The 21336-nt window shown below is 69.3% G+C and carries 18 protein-coding genes; 11 read left to right on the top strand and 7 right to left on the bottom strand.

Features of this window, described 5'->3' with window-relative positions; translation table 11 throughout:
* Positions 1–70: 70 nt before the first annotated feature.
* Positions 71–853, bottom strand: a complete 783-nt coding sequence (locus GDIA_RS06355) for a PRC-barrel domain-containing protein (RefSeq protein WP_012553686.1) — start codon at positions 851–853, stop codon at positions 71–73.
* Positions 854–1000: 147 nt separating this feature from the next.
* Between GDIA_RS06355 and GDIA_RS06360 the strand changes: the two genes are divergently transcribed.
* The 4 genes from GDIA_RS06360 to GDIA_RS06375 all read left to right on the top strand — a co-directional run bounded on the left by GDIA_RS06360 (position 1001) and on the right by GDIA_RS06375 (position 4992).
* The gene (locus GDIA_RS06360) at positions 1001–1720 is read left to right on the top strand and encodes a response regulator (RefSeq protein ID WP_012223363.1); all 720 of its coding nucleotides are present in this window, start codon (positions 1001–1003) and stop codon (positions 1718–1720) included.
* Between the two features lie 97 nt (positions 1721–1817).
* Positions 1818–3212 carry an ATP-binding protein gene (locus tag GDIA_RS06365; protein WP_012223362.1) on the top strand — a complete coding sequence of 465 codons (1395 nt, stop codon included), beginning with the start codon at positions 1818–1820 and terminating at the stop codon, positions 3210–3212.
* Between the two features lie 132 nt (positions 3213–3344).
* Positions 3345–3923, top strand: coding sequence for a YqaA family protein (locus GDIA_RS06370; RefSeq protein ID WP_012223361.1), 579 nt, complete (start codon positions 3345–3347; stop codon positions 3921–3923).
* Positions 3924–4005: 82 nt separating this feature from the next.
* Positions 4006–4992 carry an SDR family oxidoreductase gene (locus GDIA_RS06375; RefSeq protein WP_012553687.1) on the top strand — a complete coding sequence of 329 codons (987 nt, stop codon included), beginning with the start codon at positions 4006–4008 and terminating at the stop codon, positions 4990–4992.
* Positions 4993–4998: 6 nt separating this feature from the next.
* Here the strand turns inward: GDIA_RS06375 and GDIA_RS06380 are convergent, their stop codons facing one another.
* The 3 genes from GDIA_RS06380 to GDIA_RS06390 are packed head-to-tail and all read right to left on the bottom strand — an operon-like array spanning position 4999 to position 8167.
* Positions 4999–5385 (bottom strand): hypothetical protein, encoded by a 387-nt coding sequence (locus GDIA_RS06380; protein ID WP_012553688.1) that lies wholly within the window; start codon positions 5383–5385, stop codon positions 4999–5001.
* 33 nt (positions 5386–5418) lie between these two features.
* Positions 5419–6336, bottom strand: coding sequence for a 4-(cytidine 5'-diphospho)-2-C-methyl-D-erythritol kinase (locus GDIA_RS06385; RefSeq protein ID WP_012553689.1), 918 nt, complete (start codon positions 6334–6336; stop codon positions 5419–5421).
* Entirely contained in the window at positions 6329–8167 is a 1839-nt protein-coding gene (locus GDIA_RS06390) for a tetratricopeptide repeat protein (RefSeq protein ID WP_012553690.1), read from the bottom strand. Before GDIA_RS06390 ends, GDIA_RS06385 begins: the two co-directional genes overlap by 8 nt.
* Positions 8168–8270: 103 nt before the next feature.
* Here GDIA_RS06390 and GDIA_RS06395 point away from each other — a divergent pair, with 103 nt between their 5' ends.
* Positions 8271–9095 carry a uracil-DNA glycosylase gene (locus tag GDIA_RS06395; RefSeq protein ID WP_012553691.1) on the top strand — a complete coding sequence of 275 codons (825 nt, stop codon included), beginning with the start codon at positions 8271–8273 and terminating at the stop codon, positions 9093–9095.
* Between the two features lie 213 nt (positions 9096–9308).
* Positions 9309–11315 carry a lytic transglycosylase domain-containing protein gene (locus GDIA_RS06400; protein WP_012553692.1) on the top strand — a complete coding sequence of 669 codons (2007 nt, stop codon included), beginning with the start codon at positions 9309–9311 and terminating at the stop codon, positions 11313–11315.
* A 36-nt stretch (positions 11316–11351) separates the two neighbouring features.
* Here the strand turns inward: GDIA_RS06400 and GDIA_RS06405 are convergent, their stop codons facing one another.
* Positions 11352–12638 (bottom strand): hemolysin family protein, encoded by a 1287-nt coding sequence (locus GDIA_RS06405; protein ID WP_012223349.1) that lies wholly within the window; start codon positions 12636–12638, stop codon positions 11352–11354.
* 121 nt (positions 12639–12759) lie between these two features.
* Complete coding sequence (hpnH, locus tag GDIA_RS06410) at positions 12760–13938, bottom strand: adenosyl-hopene transferase HpnH (protein WP_012223346.1); 1179 nt, start codon at positions 13936–13938, stop codon at positions 12760–12762.
* Positions 13939–14345: 407 nt separating this feature from the next.
* On the opposite strand from hpnH, the gene dxs reads away from it, so the two are divergent.
* The 5 genes from dxs to hpnK all read left to right on the top strand — a co-directional run bounded on the left by dxs (position 14346) and on the right by hpnK (position 20820).
* Positions 14346–16460, top strand: coding sequence for a 1-deoxy-D-xylulose-5-phosphate synthase (dxs, locus tag GDIA_RS06420; protein ID WP_012553693.1), 2115 nt, complete (start codon positions 14346–14348; stop codon positions 16458–16460).
* Positions 16457–17134 carry an ABC transporter substrate-binding protein gene (locus GDIA_RS06425; RefSeq protein ID WP_012223344.1) on the top strand — a complete coding sequence of 226 codons (678 nt, stop codon included), beginning with the start codon at positions 16457–16459 and terminating at the stop codon, positions 17132–17134. Before dxs ends, GDIA_RS06425 begins: the two co-directional genes overlap by 4 nt.
* 111 nt (positions 17135–17245) lie before the next feature.
* Complete coding sequence (gene hpnI, locus GDIA_RS06430) at positions 17246–18424, top strand: bacteriohopanetetrol glucosamine biosynthesis glycosyltransferase HpnI (RefSeq protein ID WP_012553694.1); 1179 nt, start codon at positions 17246–17248, stop codon at positions 18422–18424.
* A 77-nt stretch (positions 18425–18501) separates the two neighbouring features.
* On the top strand, positions 18502–19926 hold the full coding sequence (hpnJ, locus tag GDIA_RS06435; protein ID WP_012553695.1) for a hopanoid biosynthesis associated radical SAM protein HpnJ: 1425 nt from the start codon (positions 18502–18504) through the stop codon (positions 19924–19926).
* Between the two features lie 54 nt (positions 19927–19980).
* Positions 19981–20820: a hopanoid biosynthesis-associated protein HpnK gene (gene hpnK, locus GDIA_RS06440; RefSeq protein WP_012553696.1), complete on the top strand. Its 840-nt coding sequence runs from the start codon at positions 19981–19983 to the stop codon at positions 20818–20820.
* 123 nt (positions 20821–20943) lie between these two features.
* Here the strand turns inward: hpnK and trxA are convergent, their stop codons facing one another.
* Complete coding sequence (gene trxA, locus GDIA_RS06445) at positions 20944–21270, bottom strand: thioredoxin TrxA (RefSeq protein ID WP_012223335.1); 327 nt, start codon at positions 21268–21270, stop codon at positions 20944–20946.
* Positions 21271–21336: the final 66 nt, after the last annotated feature.

Here is a 21336-nt window from a genome sequence, read left to right on the forward strand (position 1 = left end):
GCAGGCCCGCCCCCGGATTGACGGAAACGGCAATCCGGACCTCGAGGCTTCAGGGGGTGGCAGGCAGGCTTCATCGCACCATCTGCCCCGCCCGGGCGGAAGGAGGACGCGGATTGGCCGGCGCGTCGCCACGGCTGGAGGAATCGGGCAGCACGGCCGGCGGCGGCGCGGGCTGGACCTCGACCGAAACGGGGGGCGGGTCGATTTCGGCGGGGGGCGCGGCCGGCGGCGCCGGCGGGGGCGGAGGCGGCCCATGGACGACCGTCACGTTCATCGACGCCGCGTCATAGGCGGGGGCCGAGCGGACGTCGGCCGCGCCGATTCGCAGCTTGACCGGACTCTTTTCCGTCATGCCGCCCATGATGAACTGGTCCCAGGCGATGGCGATCCGCCGGTTGCCCACCCCCAGGAAGCCGCCGACATCCACCACCGCGGCGGCGGGGCGGCCGTCCTGGTCCAGCAGCACGTCGATCACCTGGCCGACATGGCTGCCGTCGGGCGCGACGACGTCACGATCGATCAGGCTGCCCAGCCGGCGGCTGGCCAGCGTGGTCGGGGCGGCGTCGTGCCGCACGGCGGGCGCGGAAGCGAGAGGCAGGATCGGGGGGGCGGCCAGTTCGGCGTCGTCGCCCGTCGGCATGTCCTGCGCCGGGCTGTCCACGCCCTGGCTTTCGGCACCGTCCGTCCTCGGGCTTTCCGTTCCCGGACTTTCCGTCCCTGGGCCGGCCGCATCCGCCGCGCGGGTCGGCACGGGCAGCAGGGTCAGGACGCCCAGCAGGGCGCCGCACGCGGCCGCCAGGCGTACGGAACGGCCGGACGGATGCGCGGCCGGGGACAGGGGGCGATGTTCCATGGCCATCCTGTGGCACGAACCGCGCCGTCCTGTCACAGGCTTCGACGCCCCGATGGATGTTTTTTCACGCGACCGGGTCGCCCCGGCGGATTGCAACCGAATGAAACACCGGATGCCGGCCGCCTTGTTTGGAGATAGAGTGATGAAATGGAGCCCTTGCCGCACATCCTGATTGTCGATGACGACCGTGAAATCCGCGACCTTCTCGCCCGTTTCCTGGAACGCAACCAGTTCCGCGTGACCACCGCGCGCGACGGGCGCGAAACCCGCAAGGCCTGGCTGGCCGGCCATTACCAGATCGTGGTGCTGGACCTGATGCTGCCGGGCGAAAGCGGGCTGGAGCTGGCGCGCTGGCTGCGCGGGCAGGCCAACGTGCCGATCATCATGCTGACGGCGATGGGCGAGGAAACCGACCGGATCATCGGGCTGGAACTGGGCGCCGACGATTACGTGCCCAAGCCGTTCAACCCGCGCGAATTGCTGGCGCGCATCCGCGCCGTGCTGCGCCGCAGCAGCGAGGCACCGGAAACCCGGGTGGTGGGCGAGCCGCGCAGCCTGCATTTTTCGGGATGGACGCTGGAACAGGCACGGCGCCGGCTGCTGAACCCGGAAGGGACCGAGGTCCCGCTGACGGGCGGGGAATACGACCTGCTGATGGCGCTGCTGGACCGGGCCAACCGCGTGCTGACCCGCGACATGCTGTTCGACCTGCTGCGCGGACGGCAGGCGGGGCCGTTCGACCGCGCGATCGACGTCGCCATCAGCCGGCTGCGCCGCAAGCTGGAAGATAACGGGCGCAACGCCCAGTTGATCAAGACGGTGCGCGGCGGCGGCTATGTCCTGGCGTCCGATGTCGAACGGCATTGATCCGGCGCGCGGTGCCGCGGACACGATTCTGAACGCCCCCGCCCCCGCGTCCTCGTCCTCTTCCGATGGCGACGCGGCGGCCGGGCCGATCCGCCGGATGGCCGGCTGGCTGCGCCCCCGGTCGCTGGCCGCCCGCACCAGCCTGCTGCTGATCGTGGGCCTGGGGATCATCGAATCGATCGGCCTGACCATCCACGCGCTGGACCGGATCGATTTCGATCGCCGCATGATCCAGCAGGAAAGCCAGAACCGGGTCGGCATGATCTACCGCTCGATCGTCGAGACGCCGTCCGAGGACCGCGAGGCGGAACTGGAATCGCTGCACCTGCCCCCGACCTTCCATGCCACGCTGACCCCCGGCCCCGAGCCCGACATGGTCGAACAGGCCGTGGACGGCCCCCCGCCGATGGACCGCATGGACATGCGGATGGAGCGGATGAATTTCGGCCGGCCGCACGACAACATGCCGCCCCTGCCGCCGCATCTGCGGCCGCGGCAGATGCTGTTCGGCGCGGCGCGTCCCTCGCCGCAGCGCGCCGTGGCCTTCCTGCTGCCGGACGAGACGCGGTGGCTGACGATCCATTATGTGGTGCCCGCGCCCAACCCGTTCCGTTCGCCGACCTTTCCCACCGCCTTCGCGCTGATGACCGTGGCCGGCAGTATCCTGATCGTCTGGGGCGTGCGGCGGGTGATCCGGCCGGTGGGCACCCTGGCCGCCGCCGCCGAGGCATTGGGGCGCGACGTCAACGCCCCGCCGCTGCCCGAGGACGGGCCGCTGGAAATCGCGCGGGCCGGGCGGGCGTTCAATGTCATGGCCAGCCGCATCCGCCGGTTCCTGACCGACCGGACCCTGCTGCTGACGGCGATCGGGCACGATCTGCGCACGCCGATCACACGGCTGAAACTGCGGTCGGAATTCATCGACGACGACGAATTGCGCGCCAAGTTCCTGATGGACCTGGACGAACTGGAATCCATGGTCGCGGCCACCCTGTCCTTCGGCCGGGACACGTCGCGGCGCGAGCCGATGGGATCGCTGGACCTGACCGCGCTGCTGCAGACCATCCTGGACGAGGCCGCCGAGACCCACCCCGACATCGCCGAGGCCATCGGATTCGCCGATGACCCCCCGGCGGTGACGATCCATGCCCGTCCGGTCGCGCTGAAGCGGGCGCTGAACAACCTGGTACAGAATGCGGTGAACTACGGCGGCGGCGTGCGCATCACGCTGCAACCGCCCTACCCCGGCGCCGCGGGCGAGATGCTGACGACCATCCTGATCGAGGATGACGGGCCGGGACTGCCGCCCGAGGACCTGGAGAGAATGTTCGAACCCTTCGTCCGGGCCGAGACCAGCCGCAACCGCGAAACGGGGGGAACCGGGCTGGGCCTGGCGATCGCCCGGAACATCATCTGGGGGCTGGGCGGGGATATCCGCCTGGGCAACCGCACCCCACACGGACTGAGGGCGACCGTCACGCTGGTCTGCTGATCACGTCTTCCTTGCGGCGCGGCGCGGCGAATGGCATTGCTGGATGCAATCGGTGCAACGCGGACCTTCCTCCCGCCGTTAGCGGGGCGCGACCCTTTGCGCCCCACCCGACACCCGACATGGCGGACCGACATGCTCGACCGATTCTATGCCCGTGCCCTGTTCCTGGCGGCCAGCCGCCACGCGCCGCTCTGGCTGGCGGTGGTGGCCTTCGCCGAGGCCAGCGTCTTTCCCCTGCCGCCCGACATCCTGCTGATTCCCATGGTGCTGGCGCACCGCGACCGCGCCTGGGCGCTGGCGGCGCTATGCACCGTGGCCAGCGTCTGCGGCGGCATCCTGGGGTGGTTCATCGGCGCCTTCCTGCTGCAGCACGTCGCCATGCCGATCGTGCATTTCTATCATGCCGAGGCCAGGCTGGCCGCCATGCAGGACCAGTTCCGCCACTGGGGCGTGTGGATCATCCTGTTCAAGGGCCTGACACCGATTCCCTTCAAGATCGTCACCATCGCCAGCGGGGCCGCCCATTTTCCGCTGACGCCGTTCGTGGTGGCCAGCCTGGTGACGCGGGGGGCGCGCTTCTTCCTGCTGGCCGCCCTGCTGCGCATCTACGGGCCGCCGATCCAGAATTTCATCGAGCGCCGGCTGACCCTGGTCGCATCGGCGTTCGGGGTGGTGCTGGTGGGGGGATTCGTGGCGCTGAAATACCTCTGATCCGACTCGGCGACTTGCGGCGCGGTGCGTCCCGGAGCAAACACGGCATCGGAAAGTACGTATCAGGTCCGGAGCCTTCGCCATGCCACACCAGGTTGCCGTCATCACCGGAGCAGGGGCCGGTATCGGCCGCGCCACCGCGCGGACCCTTGCCCGCGCGGGATGCGACATCGCCCTGATCGGCCGGGACCGGGCGCGGCTGGAGGATGCGGCGGCCGAACTGGCCGGGCTGCATGTCCGCACCGCCGTCCTGGTGGCCGACGTGGCCGAGGCCGACGCACTGGAACACGCCGCCGACGCGATCGAGGACCAGTTGGGCCCCATCACCCTGTGGGTCAATTGCGCCGGCGCCGGGGTCAGCGGCCAGTTCGTCGCCCTGTCGCCCGACGAAATCCGTCGCGCGACGGAAGTGACCTACCTGGGCACCGTCTTCGGCACGCGTGCGGCGCTGGCGCGGATGCGGCGGCGCGGATACGGCACGATCGTCAACCTGGACGCGCTGGGCCTGCCGCGCCCGCTGCGGGCCGTCGAAAGCGGCGCGCGGGCGGCGATCCGCGCCTTTACCGAAAGCCTGCGGCCGGAAATCCTGCATGACGGGGATCGGATTCACCTGTCCCTGGTCCATCTGCCGGCCATCAATACCCCGCGCTTTGCCTGGACGCGCAACCGTACCGGCAAGCGGCTGCGGCCGGCCGGCCCGGTCTACGAACCCGAAATCGCCGCCGAGGCGATCAGCCATGCCGCCTTCGGCCGCCATCGTGACGTGTGGGTCGGCCTGTCGGGCCTGGGACGGCGCCTGGCCGGGTTGCTGGCCCCGACGCTGGTGGACCGCCGGCAGTCGGTCCGGTCCTATGCCGCGCAACTGGAAAAGAATCCGGCCGAGAGCGACGCGCCGGACAGCCTGTTCGCCCCGGTGGCCGGGGCCTACGCCGCGCACGGCCGTTTCGACCTGATCGCGCGCAAGACCATGCCGCCGCTGATCACGACCACGATCCGCACCGCCGCCATCGGCGCGGCCCTGGTTGCGGGGGCCGGGGCCGCCCTGTCCCTGCTGCGCCGCAGGGACTGATCCGGCTTAGCTGGGCCGGGTCCGTCCGCTGGGGTGGATCATGGCCTGGTGCCGTGTCAGCGCCTGGACGACGCGCCGCGCATCGTCCGGGGCCAGGGCCAGGCCGATCGGGCCATAGGCCGGATGCTGGAAGGCGATCAGCGAGCCCTCGGTCAATGCTTCAGGCTGTATCGCCCAGTTGGTGCGAAAGACCGGCACGACCGGCACGCCCTCGATCGGCGGCGGGGGCGTGTTTTCGACCATCGCGCGGCGGACGGCACCCAGACTGGCGATCAACTGGGTCAGTTGATCCAGCGAGAGGGTGATTTCACCCTCCTGCCCGCTTGCTTCCAGAAAGGCCAGGCTCGCGGTCCGGCCGTCGTCGGACAGACTGACCTGCATGCGCGCGCTCATACCATCCTCCCCCCAACGGAGGGGGACAGTCTATCAGGTTTCCGCCGGCATTCCATGCAAGCCGCCGGCCCATACCCACCATCCGGGGCGTTCGACCGCCGTCATCGCGTCGCGTGCCGCCTGCGGGCTGTCGAACAGGGCGAAGCAGGTGGCGCCCGAGCCGCTCATCCTTGCCAGCCGGCAGCCCGGCGCGGCGTCCAGCACCTGCAGGACCGTGCGGATGGTCGGGCAGAGTTCGCAGGCCGCATCCTGCAGGTCGTTGGTCAGCACCGCCAGGTCGCGCACCATCGCCCCGACATCCGGCCACGCGGACGGCAGGCTGGCCGCCGGGGTGAAGACCGGCGCCCGCGCGCGGAACACGGCGGGGGTCGGCACGGCCTCGCCGCAATTCACCAGCATCATGCCGCAGTTCGGCAGCGCCGGCGCGGGGGCCAGTCTTTCGCCCACGCCGCCCATCCGGGCCGGGCGCTGGTCGATGCAGACCGGGACATCGGCCCCCAGTTCGACCGCCAGCGCCATCAGCCGCGCGCGGGGCGGTGCCTCGCCCGGCCAGGCCCGCAACAGCAGGCGCAGCGCCGCCGCCGCGTCCGCCGACCCGCCGCCGATTCCCGATGCGACGGGCAGTGATTTTTCCAGCACGATCCGCATGGGGGCCAGCCGATCGGTGACCCCCATTTCCGCCCGCAGCCTGCGCGCCGCCTGCAGCACCAGGTTGCTGTCGGTATCGGCCACCAGCCCGGCGCCGAACGCGCCGGCAATGTCCAGCACCACCGCTTCCCCCTGGCCCGCCGCACCGGGATGCAGGGTCAGGCGGTCCGCCGCCCCGGCGAAGACCGCCAGGCTGTCCAGCAGGTGATATCCGTCCGGCCGGCGCCCCGTTACATGCAGGTAGAGATTGATTTTCGCATGGGCGGATTCGTGCAGCGTTCCAGTCCCTGTCGGATCAGTCACGGTCGGATGGGTCCTTCTTCCGGGCCGCCCCGTCCTGGTCGGGCGGCGGGTCTTCGTGGCCCGATCGGGCGGCATCCGCAAGGGCGGCAGTGATCTTTTGCACGTCCGACGGATCGGCGGCGGGCAGGGCCTGCGCGACATGCCATTGATTGACGGCCTCACGCGGGCGGCCGGCTTTCCAGTAGGCCACGCCCAGATGGTAATTGACGGCCGGGTCCTCCGGCGTCTGTTCCGCCGCGCGTTCCAGCAGGGCCAGCCCTTCGGCGATGCGGCCCTGACGCACCAGCGCCCAGCCCAGGCTGTCGCGAATCGCCGCGTTCTGCGGCTCGACCGCGACGGCGTGCCGCAGCAGGGCTTCGGCCTGCGGCAGGTTCCGGTCATGCTCGACCCAGGAATAGCCCAGATAGTTCAGAAGCAGCGCCTCGTTGGGGGCGAGGGCCAGCGCGTGTTCCAGGTCGGCCTGGGCCTGCGGCCAGCGGGCCAGCCGGTCATAGGCGACGGCACGGCCGAACAGGATTTCCCAGTCGTCGCCCGACAGCCGGCCCGTGGCCGTGATCGCCCGGCTGAAGGACACGGCGGCCCCGGCCCAGTCCTCGCGCCCGGACTGGATGTCGCCCAGCGTCTGCCAGATCTGCGCCTGCGCAGGCTGCGCGCGGGCCAGGTCGGTCAGGATGCGGATCGCATCGTCCCCCCGGCCCGTCGCGGCGTCCAGGCGCGCGACCTGCACCTGCATGACCGTCGCCAGCGGGTCGTGGGGAAACGCCTGCGCCACGCCACCATCACGCGCCTGCGCCACGATAGTATCGCGGGCCGCCGCCGCCTGGCCGCCGTCATACTGCAGCGCGGACAGCAGCAGCCGCGCCTGGCCGAAACCCGGGTCCAGCGCCAGGGCGAATCGCAGCAGCAGCATGCGCATGTCGCGCACGCCGGCATCATGGGCCAGCCGTCCGGTCGGGTCGGGTATGCGCTCGGCCTCCTGCCCGATCAGGGCGGAGAGGAACGCATAGGCCTGCGCGATACCCTGGCGCGGTGACGTGACCGGTGGGCGGTCCATCGCGGCCAGCACGCCGTCACGCGCCAGCGACAGGCCGGCCCCGCCGGCCACCAGGCTGTCGAGCAGCCGCGTGGCCTGGGCGCGATGGCCCTGGGCGATCAGCCAGTGCCCCAGGGCCCAGGTGGAAAACAGGTCGCGGCCCGGCGATGCGTCCAGGGCCAGACGATAATACCGGTCGGCCCGGTCATGCTGTCCCGCGAGATCGGCGATCAGCGCCGCATGGACGGCATAATAGCGGCCCAGCACCCGGTCGGCGGTCCAGGGGTCGATGATCGCCAGCGCCCGGTCGGGCTGGCCGGCGCCCAGAAGGGTCCAGGCATCCAGCAACGGGCGGATCGCCGCCAGCATCGCATCCTGCTGCACCCGGTCGTAATGCGCCTTCGCGTCCGACCAGCGTCCGACCCGGACCGCGTCATTGCCCATGACCAGTTCGGCCATCAACTGCCCCGGCAGGCGCGCCGCCAGGCCGGCCGCCGCATCGTCGCCCGCCAGCGCGCTGTACAGGAACGCCTGCCGCAGCAGGACGGGCCGGGAGGGGTCGAGCCCATAGGCCTGGCGGAAGGCCGACGCCGCGACGGCGTCGTCGCCTTCCAGCGCCGCGACGGTGGCCACCAGCATGGACCCCGACAACCCGTCCGGCCACGGCGCCGCCGCCACCGTCACGGCAGGGGGCTGCATGGACGGAGCGGGGGCCGCCGCCCACGCGCCGGCGGGCACGGCCGCCAGCGGTGCTACGATGGCCAACGCGGCCGTGCATACGAGGTGAAAACGCTGCATGATGGCGGACCCTACCCCGCGTCGGGTAAACTGCCAAACCCTGTCGGATGGCGCGTGGCCGCCCGGCGACCACCCGCATGCAAGAGGCCGCCCGGACCGGATGATGGACGCACTCGCGCTGCTGCAACTTTACGCCGAATGGGGGGCGGATGTCGCGTTCGACGACAGTCCGACGGACCACCTGGCCGCGCGGCCGCCCCCCCCGGCCCGCGCCGGCATCCCCCCCGCGCGCGACGACGCCCCCAGCCCCCCGGCGCGCCCTGCCGGCCGCGCGGCCGTGGAGCCGGATGACGGGCTGACCCTGGTCGAACGCGCGATTCGCCAGGCCCGGGACGCCGCGGCGGCGGCCGAGAACCTGCCGGCCCTCCACGCCGCGCTGGCGGCATTCGGGGGCTGCGCCCTGCGCGACACCGCCACCCATACCGTGGTGCCGGAAGGCCCCGCGGGGGCCCGCCTGCTGCTGATCGGCGAGCCGCCGGACGCGGCCGAGGACCGGAGCGGCACCGCCTTCGCCGGGCCGGCCGGGCAGATCCTGGACCGGATGCTGACCAGCATCGGCCTGGCCCGGACCGACATGCTGCTGGCGCCGGTCATCCCCTGGCGACCGCCCGGCGAGCGCCCCCCCTCTGCCGCCGAGCTGCAGATCTGCGCGCCGTTCCTGCATCGGCTGATCGTGCTGGCGAACCCCCGCCGGATCATCCTGATGGGCAACACGCCCGCTCGCCTGCTGACCGGCGAGCAGGGGGGAATCGCGCGCCTGCGCGGCCGCTGGCGCGACGTCGCGATCCCCGGCCTGGGCCGGGCGATACCCATCCTGCCGATGCGCCATCCATCGCAGTTGGGCGCCAGTCCGGCGGCCCGGCGCGACGCCTGGAAGGATATCGTGCTGCTGCGCACGACGCTGGATCAGGACCAGGATACAGAGTGAAACAGTAAGCAGGAAAACGCGGTTTGAATTCTGTCCGGATTGTGGCGAAAACTGTGTTTATTGCGTCGCAACATACGAATTATTCGCTCTCGACATCCCTGCCTAAACCGCCGTTTTTACTGCGGTTTGGCCATCTGTTCTGATGCCATACTGATTGCCCCGCACGCAAAAGGCTTGCCTTCCGGGGAATAACCCCTTAGACGCCCCTCGGCCATGCGAGGGACAACACACACACCCCCACAGATCGCGGTCCGGGCCTTTCTGGCCGGTGCCGCCCTTCTGGCAGGAGCGACGTTCACGCCGCTGCGTGTCCAGACCGCGAACGCCCGGAACACGGACGGACATCCGTCCGGCCCGGGCGAGCGGAACGAGGAAACGGCCCTGGCCATGCCGCGGATCGCGCCGCCTGGTGGCGGAGCGGTCGGACTGGCCCAGCCGCTGAGCCCGGACGTCGTCGCCCAGGTACGCCGGATCTTCAGCCTGCAGCGCGCGGGGGCGTTCGACGACGCCATCCGGGAGACCGCGCAATTGCGCGACGACACTCTGCTGGGCGACATCCTGGCCGACCGCTACCTGAATCCCGCCTATCATCCCGCGCCGGGGCAGTTGCGGCTGTGGCTGCGCACCTTTTCCACCCTGGCCGACGCCCCCGCCATCCACACGCTGCTGGCCGGCCTGTCGCCGCGCGGCGCCAGCCTGCCGCCGCTGCCCGCGCAGATGGCGCTGGCGGCCGGCACCGGAGCGGCGGCCATGCGCCCGCCGGAAGAGGACGATCCCGCCGGCCGGGCCTTCGCCCGCAACCCGCTGCTGGACCGGACGGTGCGCGACCGGGCCGAGCAGGGGGTGAAGGGCGCGCGCAGCGCGCTGCACCTGATCAAGATCACGCCGGGCATCGGCGACCTGTATGCCGCGCAGTTGCGCGCCGAGGTCGCGATGACGCTGTTCAGCGCGGGCGAAACCGCCCTGGCGCTGCGGACGGGGCAGGATGCCTTCATCCAGTCCGGCGGCCGGATCGGCCTGGCCGGCTATGTCGCCGGCCTGGCGGCCTGGCGCCGGGGACGGCCCGACATTGCCGAACCGCTGTTCGAAGGCGCGTCGCGCGCCGAGCTGACGGCGGCCGGCATCCGGGCCGGCGCCGCCTTCTGGGCGGCCCGGGCGCACCGCAATACCGGCGACCTGGCGGCCTATCATCCCTGGCTGCATCGCGCCGCCGCCGCCCCGCACACGTTCTACGGCCTGCTGGCGGCCCAGTTGCTGGGCCTGCGCCCGGCGAAGGGCCAGCACGCCGCGGACACGTCCCTTCCCGGTGAGCCCCTTTCCGGCGAACCCGCCGCGCCGTCCGCCATGCCGGCGGAAGACCGGACGATGCTGCATGCCGGCGCGCCGGTCATGGGCGAAATCGACGTGGACGCCGTGGCCGCGAAACCGGCCGGGCGGCGGGCCTTCGCCCTGTTGCAGGTCGGCGAGACGGCCCGGGCGGAAGCCGCCCTGCGCCGCCTGTGGCCCGAGGTGCAGGGCGATGCCGCCCTGTGCCGCTCGATCCAGCTTGTGGCCGATGCCGCCGGGCTGACGGGCCTGTCGGCGCAATTGTCGTCGCTGCTGGCATCACAGGGCGCGCCCCAGCCGGCCGTGCCCTCCCGCTTTCCGACGCCGCGCCTGGCGCCCAGCCATGGGTTCAGGGTCGATCCGGCGCTGGTCTATGCCCTGACGCGCCTGGAATCGAATTTCGACAGCGGGGCGATTTCCGGGTCCGGCGCGCATGGGCTGATGCAGATCATGCCGACGACCGCCAGCTTCGTGACCGGCAGGACCCGGCGTTTCGAAGCGGCCCCGGCGCTGCTGCACAATGCGGCGACGAACCTGGATATCGGGCAGCTCTACGTCCTTTACCTGGCGCACCTGAGCGAACAGCATGCCGGCGGCCGTCACCCGTCCGGCGGCGACCTGGTGCGGCTGCTGGCCAGCTACAATGCCGGGCCGGGGGCGATTTCCCGACAGGAAGCCCTGAACGATTGCGGTGACGACCCGCTGCTGTTCATCGAAAGCCTGCCCAGCGCCGAGACGCGGGATTACGTCCATCGCGCCCTGACCTATCTGTGGATCTATGCCGACCAGATGGGCCTGCCCACGCCGTCGCTGGAAACCCTGGCGCGCAACGAATGGCCCGCCTTCGCCGCCGAGCAGGACCTGGCCGGCCGCCACTTCCACACCATACACTGAAGGTCGGCCCGGAAGGGCGGCCTGGACCCGGGCGGTTCAGTCCGCCAGCGCCTGACGGCTGGCCCGGACCTTCACAACCCGCCGCTGGTCGGTCTCCAGGACCTCGAACAGCCAGCCGGAAAACACGACCTTGTCCCCCGTCGCCGGCACGCGGCGCAGCAGCGCCAGGATCAGGCCGCCCAGCGTGTGGTAGCTGCCTTCGTCCGGCAGGTCGGACAGGCCCAGGCGGTCCTTGACCTCGTCGGCGGGCATGAAGCCGTCCAGGATCAGCACGTCGTCCTGCGCCATGCGCTTCTTGGGGGTGCTGCCCGGTTCGTGGTGTTCGCCCACGATGGCCTCGAACAGGTCCGAGGCGGTCACGATCCCTTCGAACGACCCGTATTCGTCCAGCACCAGCGCGATGCCCAGGGGCACGGTGCGCATCCGTTCGACCATGTCGAAGGCCGAGATCGTGTCGGGGACCACCACGGGCTTGCGCAGCCCCGATTCGATCGTGACCGGCCGCCCGTCCAGCAGGCGGTCCAGCATGTCCTTCGCCAGGATGACGCCCACCGGATTGTCGACCCCGCCGTCGCAGACCACGATGCGGGTATAGACGGTGTTGCGCAGGGTACGGCGCAGTTCCTCACGGCTGGCGTGGCGTTCGATCCAGAACAGCTCGTTGCGCGGCGTCATGATGGCACGGACCGGCCGGTCCGCCAGGCGCAGCAGGCGCTCGATCATGTCGCGCTCCTCCTGCTCCAGCACGCCGGACTGCGCGCCTTCGGCGATATAGGCCTTCAGTTCTTCCTCGGTCAGGGCTTCGCGGGTCATGGCGCCCACGCCCATCAGGCGCAGCACCAGGTTCGAGGACCGCCCCAGCAGCCAGACGGCCGGGCGCGTGACGCGGGCCAGGCCTTCCAACGGCAGCGACAGCCGCGCCGCGACGATTTCGGGATGGCGCAGCGCAAGCTGCTTGGGCACCAGTTCGCCCAGCACCAGCATCAGCGAGGTGATCGCCACCACCACGACCGTCATCGACAGTTCGGCGGCGAACGGACGCAAGGCCGGAAACCGCGCCAGCCAGGGCGTCAGGTACCCTTCGATCTGCGTGCCGCCGAACGTACCTTCCAGGATCGAGACCAGGGTGATGCCGACCTGCACCGTGGGCAGGAAGCTCTGCGGGTCCTCGGCCAGGCGCAGGGCCCGCTCGGCGCCCTTCACCCCGCTGCGGTGCATGATCATCAGGCGCGTGCGGCGCGCCGAGATCAGGGCCAGTTCCCCCATGGCGAAGATGCCATTGATGAGAACGAGGAGAAAAATGACGACAAGCGGCGCGATCATGATGGAAGCGATCTTATACCAATCGGCGGAAGCAATCCGAACTGTGGCAAAAAAGACGCGATGAATATGAAAATGGCGGGGACAAGCCCCGCCACTTCAGATCGCGTCCGTCGCGCACCGCTCAGTCGGCGGCGGTCTCGACGGCCGGCGCGTCCACGACGGTGACGCGCGGCGGCTTGGCCGGCTTCTTCGCCGCGGCCAGTTCGGCCATGCGGGCATCGACATGCTGGGTGTAGACGTATTCGGCCGGACGCTGGTTGGCCAGCGAGATTTCAGGAACCATCGGCTTTTCGGTCTCGGGCCCGAACAGGGCGACCTTGGCGATGTGCCAGGGGCGGCGCACGGCGTCCATCACGGCGGTGGATTCATACCCGGAATGGACCATGCAGTCGGCGCATTTTTCGTAATTGCCGGTGCCGTAATCATCCCACTTGGTGTCGTCCATCAGTTCCTGGAACGTCTTGGCGTAGCCTTCGCCCAGCAGGTAGCACGGACGCTGCCAGCCGAAGACGTTGCGCAGCGGCTTGCCCCACGGGGTGCAATGATATTCCTCATTCCCCGCAAGGAAGTTCAGGAACAGCGGCGACTGCGTGAAGCGCCACTTCTTGCCCTTGCCCAGGCGGAAGACGTCGCGGAAAAGCTGCTTCGTCTTCTGGCGATTCAGGAAGTGGGCCTGGTCCGGCGCGCGCTCGTAGGCATAACCCGGGGCGGTCATGATGCCGTCCACGCCCATGGCCATGACTTCGTCGAAGAAGGCGGCCAGGCGCTTGGGGTCGGTCCCGTCGAACACCGTGCAGTTGATCGACAGGCGGAAGCCGCGGGCCTTGGCCTTCTTGATCGCGGCCACGGCGCGTTCGTACACGCCGTCCTGGCAGACCGAGGCATCATGCATCGCCTGGTCGCCATCCAGATGCACGTCCCACGAGAAGAAGGGCGACGGCTCGTAATCGTCCATCTTCTTTTCGAGCAGAAGGGCATTGGTGCAGAGATAGACGTATTTCTTGCGCGCGATCAGGCCCCGGACGATGTCCGGCATTTCCTTGTGCAGCAAGGGCTCGCCACCCGCGATCGCGATGACGGGGGCACCGGCCTCGGTATCCGCGTCCAGGCATTCCTGCACGCTCATGCGCTGGTTCAGGATCTGCGCCGGGTAATCGATCTTGCCGCACCCCGCGCAGGCCAGGTTGCACCTGAACAGCGGTTCGAGCATCAGGACAAGCGGGTAACGTTTCCGGCCGGTCACGTGCTGCTTCACGACGTAAGCACCCACCCTGACAGCCTGCATAATAGGAACGGCCATGAAACCTCTGCTCCTGCGCCGGCGATATGCCGGCCCTCTTCAAATCATGTGACCTTATTATGGACACGTTCGTACGAAGGATAACAACCCCGGGGCCGTCCAAGCTGTGCGCGAAAGACATATCGCGGTTGCGGACATGCTACGCCACGCGATCCCGTTCCCGGGGGTATAGGACAAGTCGGGTGTTATACTCAATTCCCATCGCATGTCCTACCGCATGCACTGTGCCTTAATAACCACACCTGACAGCGAGAGGCTGTCTTTGCTTCCGCCCCGGGAGTAGAACCCGAACTGGAACAGGCCGAGGGGCGTTACGAGCATCCGGCTCGGAGACGTCGAAGCAGACTGGACCAGGAGTCGCCCGTCCCCGGACGATATCCCGGCAAACATATATGGACGTAATCGTCATGGATCAGCCGAATCCCACACAGCCCACCGGCCTGTCGGCAATCGCGGCGGTCCCCGCCGAACGAAAGACGGATGGCCGGCAGCGGGATGGGCGGCATGACGCACAGCCGGGGGGCTCGGTTCCGACGCGTGGCCGCTTTCCGCTGCTGGACCGGGTGGCGTATCCCGAGGACCTGCGGAACCTGTCGGTGGAGCAGCTGAAGCAGCTGGCCGAGGAATTGCGGGCCGAGACGGTGGACGCGGTATCCACCACCGGCGGGCACCTGGGCGCGTCGCTGGGCGTGGTGGAGCTGACGGTGGCGCTGCACGCGGTGTTCGACACCCCGGCCGACCGGGTGATCTGGGATGTCGGCCACCAGGCCTATCCGCACAAGATCCTGACCGGACGGCGCGAGCGCATCCGCACCCTGCGCCAGCCCGGCGGCCTGTCGGGCTTCACCCGCCGGTGCGAGAGCGAATACGACCCGTTCGGCGCCGCCCATTCCTCGACCTCGATCTCCGCCGGGCTGGGCATGGCGGTGGCGCACCACCTGCGCGCCGAGCACGACCCCGCCTATCGCGAGCGCAACGTCGTCGCCGTCATCGGTGACGGCTCGATTTCCGCCGGCATGGCCTACGAGGCGATGAACAACGCCTCGGTCGCCGGCCCCGGCGCCGGGCGGCTGATCGTGGTGCTGAACGACAACGAGATGTCGATCGCGCCCCCGGTCGGCGCCATGTCCAACTACCTGTCGCGGCTGATGTCCTCGCGCCAGTTCCTCGGCCTGCGCGACCTGGCCGGCAAGGTGGCCCGCCGCCTGCCCGAGCGGCTGGAGCGCACCGCCAAGAAGGCCGATGAATATGCCCGCGGCATGATCACCGGCGGCACCCTGTTCGAGGAGCTGGGCTTCTACTACGTCGGCCCGGTCGACGGCCACGACCTGAACCAGCTGGTGCCGATCCTGCGCAACCTGCGCGACGCCGACGACAAGGGCCCGATCCTGCTGCACATCCTCACCGAGAAGGGACGCGGCTACCGCCCGGCCGAATCGGCGGGTGACAAGTACCACGCGGTGGCCAAGTTCAACGTGGTGACCGGCGAGCAGAAGAAGGCCCCGCCGGGACCGCCCAGCTATACCTCGGTGTTCAGCCGCGAGCTGGTGCGCCGGGCGAAGCAGGACGACACCCTCGTCGCCGTCACCGCCGCCATGCCCTCGGGCACCGGGCTGGACGCCTTCGCCCGCGCCTGCCCCGACCGCTTCTTCGATGTCGGCATCGCCGAACAGCATGCGGTGACGTTCGCCGCCGGCATGGCGACCGAAGGGCTGCGGCCGTTCTGCGCCATCTATTCCACCTTCCTGCAGCGCGCCTACGACCAGGTGATGCATGACGTGGTGCTGCAGAACCTGCCGGTGCGCTTCGCCATCGACCGCGCCGGGCTGGTCGGCGCCGACGGCGCCACCCATGCCGGGGCGTTCGACATCAACTATCTGGGCTGCCTGCCGGGCATGACCATCATGGCCCCCAGCGACGAGCTGGAACTGCTGCACATGACGGCGACCGCCTGCGCCTTCGATGCCGGGCCGATCGCCCTGCGCTACCCGCGCGGCAACGGGCTGGGCCTGGCGCTGCCCGAGGCCGGCGAGATCCTGGAGATCGGCCGCGGCCGCATCATCCGCGAGATGGGCCGCCAGTCGGGGCGCGAGACCGGCGGTATCGCCATCCTGTCGCTGGGCACCCGCCTGGCCGAGGTGCTGAAGGCCGCCGACATGCTGGCCGCCCAGGGGCTGGCCCCCACCGTCGCCGACGCCCGCTTCGCCAAGCCGCTGGATACCGCGCTGATCGAGAACCTGGCCCGCAACCACGCCGTGCTGCTGACCATCGAGGACGGCGCCGAGGGCGGTTTCGGCGCCTATGTCATGCACCACCTGGCCCGCACCGGGCTGCTGGACACCATCCGCTTCCGGCCCATGACCCTGCCGGACCGCTTCATCGACCACAACACCCAGGACGCCCAATACCACCAGGCCGGCCTGGACGCCCCAGCCATCGCCGCATGCGCCATGCAGGCCCTGGGGATCGAAAAGACCATGCCGCAACCCTTGCTAAAGGCGACAATCGGACAGAGATCATGAAGGTTATGCGAGTCCTGACCCATTCCCTCCCGCTGGCCTTCTGTGCCGGCCTGGCGGCGGCGACCATCGCCGCGCCCCTCTTCAGCCCCGTCGCGGCGCACGCCCAGTCCGCCGAGGCCGCCCCGGCCCCGGCCGCCGCGGTGACGGCCCCGGTCAGCGCGCTCTATGCCGCGCTGGGCCAGATCCAGGCCCCCCACAGCGGCAGCTTCGACCAGCGGGCGCAGCTTCTGGGTCCGGTCGTGGACAAGGTCTATGACCTGGAGACGGTGCTGCGCGCATCGGTGGGCCTGCGCTATGCCGGCCTGGCCGACGCGGACAAGCAGCAATTGCTGGGCGTGTTCCGCCAGTTCACCGTCGCGCGGTACATTTCCAGCTTCAAGCCGGGGGGCAACGCACGGTTCACCATCGACCCCACCCCGCGCCCGTCGCCGGTCGGCAGCGACCAGATCGTGACCACCCATATCGGCGCGGCCGACGATTCGGACCCCACCGAGATCGACTATGTCATGCGGTCGGGCCCGCAGGGCTGGCGCATCGTGGACGTCCTGCTGGAAGCCCATATCAGCCAGGTCGCGGCGCAGCGGTCCGATTTCAGTTCGACGCTCGCATCCGGGAATGTGCAGAACCTGATCTCCCTGCTACAGAGGAAGGTCAAGGCGTTCTCCGAGGGTTGATGACCCGCGGAGCCCACCTGTACCTGTGATCCACCCGGTGGCCGTGCGCGCCCGATTCCTGGGCGCCCAATCGCTGGTCACCTTGTCTGTGCCCCCGCTGCCGGAAAGATGATGTTCGCCTTGCACGCCCTTGCCTCACCCGCCGGTCTTGCCGCCCTTGTCGCGGCGGCCGGATGCGTGCAGGCGACGCTGGGGACCGCACTGGTCGCGCGATTCCGCTGGCGCGAACGCCATATTCCCCCGGACAGCACGCTGCCGCCGGTCACGATCCTGAAGCCGCTGCATGGCGACGAGCCGCTGCTGGAGGAGGCGCTGGAGAGTTTCTGCACCCAGGATTATCCCTGCATGCAGATCGTCTTCGGCGTGCAGGATGCCGGCGATCCGGCGATCGCGATCGTCAGGCGCCTGCGGGAACGCCATCCCGGCCTGGACATCGCCCTGGTGGTCGATCCCGCCGTCCATGGCGTCAACCGCAAGATCGGCAACCTGATCAACATGCTGCCCCGGGCCCGGCACGACGTGCTGGTCATCTCGGACTCCGACATCCACGTGGCGCCGGATTACCTGCGGCATGTCGTCCATGCGCTGGCGCGGCCGGGCGTGGGCCTGGCCACCACGCTGTATGCCGGCCTGCCGGCGACGCGCAGCCTGCCGCGCCTGCTGGCGGCATGCCAGATCAACCACAATTTCCTGCCCGGGGTCATGCTGTCGCGCTATCTGGGGCGGCAGGACTGCCTGGGCGCCACCATGGCCCTGCGGCGCGAGACGCTGGATGCGGTGGGCGGCCTGGCGGCGCTGGCACCGCATATCGCCGACGACGCCATGCTGGGCCGCCTGGTGCGCGAGCACGGGCTGCACATCGCCATCGCCCCCTGCATGACCTGGACCACGGTGGGCGAGCCGACCTTCAACGACGTCATGCTTCACGAACTGCGCTGGGGCCGGACGGTCAAGACGCTGGAGCCGGCGGGCTATGCCGCGTCCGCCATCCAGCTTCCGCTGTTCTGGGCGGCGGCTGCCGTCCTGCTGCAACCGCATGCGCGCTGGACCTGGGCGGTCTTCCTGACCGTCTGGGCGGTGCGGGCGGCCAGCGCCTTCCTGATGGACCGGCTGCTGGCGCAGCGCAGCCTGGTCCCGCTTCTGCTGCTGCCGCTACGCGACTGGCTTTCCGCCGCGATCATGGTCGGCAGCGTCAGCGGCACGCGTGTCGCGTGGCGTGGACAGACGATGCATATCGCGCCACATTCGGTTATGACGCCTCCATCCCATCCTGTCGTGCCGGGCGACTGACGCACCCCACACGACATAAGACAGACCAAGAATGGCGGCGCCGGACCGATGTCCCCCCGCCCGAGGATTTGCGTATCATGATGAGAACATTATTCCTGCAACCCCCTTCCTTCGACGGTTTCGATGGCGGCGCCGGGTCGCGCTACCAGGCCAAGCGGGAAATCCGGTCGTTCTGGTACCCGACCTGGCTGGCGCAGCCCGCCGCCATGGTCGAAGGCAGCCGCCTGATCGACGCGCCGCCGGCCCGGATGGGGATGGAGCCGATCCTGGAGGACGTGCGCAACCGCGACCTGGTCATCATGCATACCTCGACCCCGTCCTTCGCATCGGACGTGCGGGTCGCGCAGATGCTCAAGGACGCCAACCCGGCGCTGAAGATCGGCATGGTCGGCGCCAAGGTCGCCGTCCAGGCCGAGGAAAGCCTGCTGAAGGCCGCGCCGGTGGATTTCGTCGCCCGCAACGAATTCGACTTCACGATCAAGGAAATCGCCGAAGGCCGCCCGTTTGCCGAGGTCGACGGCATTTCGTGGCGCAACGAGGACGGCACGATCGTCCACAACCGCGACCGCGCCATGATCGAGAACATGGACAGCCTGCCCTTCGTGACCGAGGTCTACAAGCGGGACCTGAAGATCGAGGATTACTTCATCGGGTACCTGATGCACCCGTACATCTCGATCTATACCGGCCGTGGCTGCAAGTCGCATTGCACGTTCTGCCTGTGGCCGCAGACCGTGGGTGGCCATCGCTACCGCACCCGCAGCCCGGAACACGTGGCTGCCGAAATCCGGCTGGCGAAGCAGTATTTCCCGCAGGTCAAGGAATTCTTCTTCGACGACGACACCTTCACCGACGACCTGCCGCGCGCGGAAGCGATCGCGAAGGAACTGGGCAAGATGGGCGTCACCTGGTCGTGCAACGCCAAGGCCAACGTGCCGCGCAAGACGCTGGAAGTCCTGAAGGAAAACGGGCTGCGCCTGCTGCTGGTGGGGTATGAGAGCGGCAACCAGCAGATCCTGCACAACATCAAGAAGGGCATGCGGGTCGAGGTCGCGCGCGAGTTCACGAAGAACTGCCACGAACTGGGAATCAAGATCCACGGCACCTTCATCCTGGGCCTGCCCGGCGAGACCAAGGAGACGATCCAGGAGACGATCAGGTTCGCCACCGAGATCAATCCCCACACGCTGCAGGTCTCGCTGGCCGCGCCCTATCCCGGCACGTTCCTGCACAAGCAGGCGACCGAAAACGGCTGGCTGGACGAAAGCAACGCGGAACTGATCGACGAGAACGGCGTGCAGATGGCCCCCCTGCACTACCCGCATCTGTCGCACAGCGAAATCTTCAACGGCGTCGAGGAATTCTACCGGAAATTCTATTTCCGCGCGCCGAAGATCGCCTCGATCGTCGGCGAGATGGTGCGCAGCCCGCAGATGATGAAGCGCCGCCTGCGCGAGGGCGTGGAATTCTTCCAGTTCCTGCGCGACCGCCGCGCGGCCTGAGCCCACCCGCCGGGGCCCAGGCCCCGGCGGACTTTCCCCCGGCGACACCTATCCATGAAGCGTGTGATCGTATCCGCCGACGATTTCGGTCTGTCGGAAGAGGTCAACGAAGCCATCGAAATCGCCCATCGCGACGGGCTGCTGTCCACCGCCAGCCTGATGGTGGCGGGACCGGCGGTGGCGGACGCGGTGGCGCGGGCACGGCGCCTGCCGGGGCTGCATGTCGGGCTGCACCTGGTGGTGATCGAAGGGCCGGCCATACTGCCGCCCGCCGAGATTCCGCTGCTGGTCGATTCCGCCGGGCAGTTTCCGTCCAACCAGTTGGAACTGGGCGTCAATTATTTCTTCCGCCCCGATGTGCGCCGCCAGTTGGCCGCCGAGATCGAGGCGCAGTTCGCCGCCTTCGCCCGCACGGGACTGAAGCTGGACCATGCCAACGCGCACAAGCACATGCACCTGCACCCCACCGTGGGGCAGTACCTGATCCGCAGCGGGCTGCGCCATGGACTGACGGCGGTACGGGTGCCGCTGGAACCGCCCGAACCGCTGATCGCCGCCGGCACGTACAGCGATTCGATGGGCGCCGCCGCCCTGCGCCGCTGGACCGGCCTGCTGCGCCATCAGGCGAACCGGGCCGGGCTGCGCACCAATGACTGGTGCTTCGGTATCGCCTGGAGCGGCCATATGACCACCGAGCGGATCGCCGCCCTGGCGGCGCACCTGCCCGAGGGATTGTCGGAAATCTATTTCCACCCGGCCACCGCGAAGAACGCGCTGCTGGAACGGCTGATGCCGACCTACGAGCACGCCGCCGAACTGGCGACGCTGTGCAGCCCGGGCTTTCGGGCCGGCCTGTCGCATTGCCACGCCATACCGACAAGCTGGTCGGCCTGAAAGCCGGGCTCTGCCCGGACCCGGCAGGGCCTGAGGCCCTGCACCCCAATCATTTGATAACAATCGGGTTTCCAAAGGGCGACTGCCCTTTGGTGGGGTTTGGGGGCGGAGCCCCAAGCCTCCTTACAGGCTGCTCTTGACCCACTCCTTGAGCTGGCTCTTGGGCAGCGCCCCGACCTTGGTGGCCGCCGGCTGGCCGTTCTTGAACAGGATCAGGGTCGGGATGCCGCGCACGGCGTATTTGTTCGGCGTGCCGGGATTGTCGTCGATATTGACCTTGGCCACCGTCAGCTTGCCCTTGAACTCGGCGCCGATCTCGTCCAGCGCCGGGGCGATCATCTTGCAGGGGCCGCACCATTCGGCCCAGAAATCCACCAGAACGGGCCCTTCGGCCTTCAGGACATCGCTTTCGAAAGTGGCGTCGCTGACGGCCACGGTGTTTTCGCTCATCACATCACTCCTCGGGTTTCCGATGGCGGCTTCCGTCCGGACATGGCGCCGGACGGCCCGGTTATC

This window comes from Gluconacetobacter diazotrophicus PA1 5 (assembly GCF_000021325.1).
Taxonomy (GTDB): domain Bacteria; phylum Pseudomonadota; class Alphaproteobacteria; order Acetobacterales; family Acetobacteraceae; genus Gluconacetobacter; species Gluconacetobacter diazotrophicus.